Here is a 2,735-nt window from a genome sequence, read left to right as displayed (position 1 = left end):
ATTTCTTACAAAGATTAAGTCTATCTCATCAAAGTATAACTTTACCTGGATAAAGGACATTCGTGATGCTGGTTTATTTATTGGAAATGGCCCGATAGAGGCAGTTCATTTCTATCAAGAGGCATTAGAACAGTTTCCAATAAGCCCTAAAAGAGAAACTATCCACCGCGGTTTTGTCATTAAGTTTCGGCTGGCAGCACATTTCTGCTCATTTAAAGCCGAATATAACTCCCACCAACAAATTATAGACATCTCAGGCGGTGAAATTGACTTTCTATTTAAAGATATGGAGAAAGAAGCCACGGCTGGACAGATGGTTGTTTCACCAGACTTCTACAAGCAGTTTAGTGCAGACATAACATCAAAAGGCTTTGGATTTACTCCATTTGTAGCCAGGGATACCATGACTACTCTCTACCTTTTAATCCTGCCTGTCTTGCTATCACCAGATATACTCTCTGTTTCAGACACCACACTCCTCCTGGATAAGATGAATGAGCTAAAGCAGAATGTCCAGAAGATAAAGACACTCGGCGGGTTATATCCTGACTTGAATATGGAAGACCAGTTCATAGAATTGAGATTAACTACCCCGGTTCTATCAGAAGAAAGAAGAGAAGAATGGGATATCATCGACTTTCAGAAGTATGGCAGGCAGAAGGCTCAAAAAGCAGAACAAAAAAATCTCCTGAAGTGTGATGAAATCTATGAGCGTCATCCACACCTCTTTATCAAAGGGATACCAGGTGTTGGTAAGACAACTATACTTAAGTATTTCTGCTTTAAAGGATTTAACAGTGATAAATATCCCATCTTTATTCCCTGCCACACCATTCCCAATATCGAACAATGGGAGCAGGATTACCCTTACGCTTCAAAAGATATAAAAAAGTTTATGGTTGACCTGGTCACCTCTGCTTTTATCTATCCCGGCAGGAGTTACAAGGAGCTCACTGCCCAAGAGAAGCAAACTCTGGCTAAAATGGCAGAAACAGTTAGAAAATGGGCAACTCAAGGAAAGGCAATCTTTTGCCTTGATGCCCTGGATGAGGTGACTAATACCTCTCAGCAGAAACAGATATTAAACAAGGTCGCGTTATGGTTTAAATCTACACCTGAATCCCATATCTACCTGACTGCTCGCGACCACACCTTTTTTGAAATCTCTGAAGATGTCCTTCTTGCCTCTGTCAATCCCCTTGCTGTTGACCAATTTCAAGACCTGGGCAGGAAGTTCTTTGAAGGAAAGAAAAACTTATTACAAAAATTCAATCAGGCATCAGTAGACCAGCAAGAGGTTGTCGCCTTAATCGCCAACACTCCACTATTAGCTACCCTTGTGCTGGTCTGGTTTAAAAAGAAAGGTGAGTTTGCCAGAAGACCAATTATACTCCATTTTATCACCTTATTCATCCTCCTCAGAATCTGGGATAGGTTGAAGAACCCTGATTTTCAAAAATCTATTGATGAAGTATTTAATCTCACCCTTGACCCCAGGGCAATTGAAAATGATGAGGAACTATCATCCTTAATCAATGCCTTAGAGGAGGTGGTCTGGCATGCAGTTCAGGGCTATCGGGAAGGTTTTGTCTCTCGGTTTAAGGAAGATGTCATCCTCAACATCCTCAAGCAACTCACTACTATACCTGCTGGGAGTAGTGCTGATGACCTCTTAAAGAATCTGGTTGAAGGTTACTTCCTCCTTAGGATTACTCAGGCACCAAATTTCTATACCTTTATCCATCTCTCTGTCTTAGAATTTCTTGCCGCAAGAAGGCTGGCAAAAATAGCGGGAGATGAGTTTTTAAACCGTTTTCATGAATTTATGACTAATGAGGGATTATTCCCATTAGAGATTCTTCCCTTATTTTCTGCCTTATCATTTGAGAATCTAAAAAAGGCAATCTCTGCTCTGAAAAATGATGACCAGGTCAGTAAGCAGTTGCAGAGGGATGGAATGGGGCTTCGTATTTTGATAGAGGCAGAGGGGTTTATTCGTGACCAGACTGATGATTATAGAAACCAAATCCTTATCCGCAACCACCAATCTCTCATCAATGATTTTAAAGCAGTCAAGGATAAATTCCTGACACGATTTACTGATTATCTTGGAGAAAATGACCTCGGTAAGCTCAAGGAATATGCCAGCGTCTTCAATGCCACCAGCAGGTTTGAAGATAGGGAATTACTCTCTAAACTGGATTATTCCTTATTTGAGGCAGAACCTGAGTTAGCCGCATCAAGGGATACCTTATTGGAGCAGATGGTCTATTTCCGCCTCATTGAGGACTGGAAGACAGAAAAGCGAAACTTACGCAGAAAAGAAGAAAAGGTTCTCCCAACAGGCCTCAAGAATATCCTTCAGTTAGATTCAAAGGAATATGATGCTGATGATAAACACTTTAATTACTACGCTACTTTAATACCTGAACTGGTGGGTTTCTTTGGCTCCCCTAACCTTAGACATTCATCTGCAGTTACAAGTGGCGTATTTTCTGGTGATGGTAAATACATCCTCTCTGCCTCAAGGGATAAGACCTTAAAGCTCTGGGATAAAGAGACGGGTCAGGAGGTTCGCACCTTCAAGGGGCATTCAGATGCAGTTTTTAGTGGCGTATTTTCTGGTGATGGTAAATACATCCTCTCTGCCTCAAGGGATAATACCTTAAAGCTCTGGGATAAAGAGACGGGTCAGGAGGTTCGCACCTTCAAGGGGCATTCAGATGAAGTTACAA

Annotated in this window: 1 protein-coding gene; it reads left to right on the top strand. The window is 41.4% G+C overall.

The genetic code is table 11. The features are described from left to right. The coding region (locus tag AB1414_18750; protein ID MEW6609453.1) for an NACHT domain-containing protein at positions 1–2,735 on the top strand (2,735 nt) is incomplete at both ends.

It is taken from the genome of bacterium (assembly GCA_040755795.1).
In the GTDB taxonomy this organism is placed as follows: domain Bacteria; phylum UBA9089; class CG2-30-40-21; order CG2-30-40-21; family SBAY01; genus JBFLXS01.
Note: the sequence above shows the minus strand (reverse complement) of the source record. Positions and strands in the feature narration are given on the sequence as shown.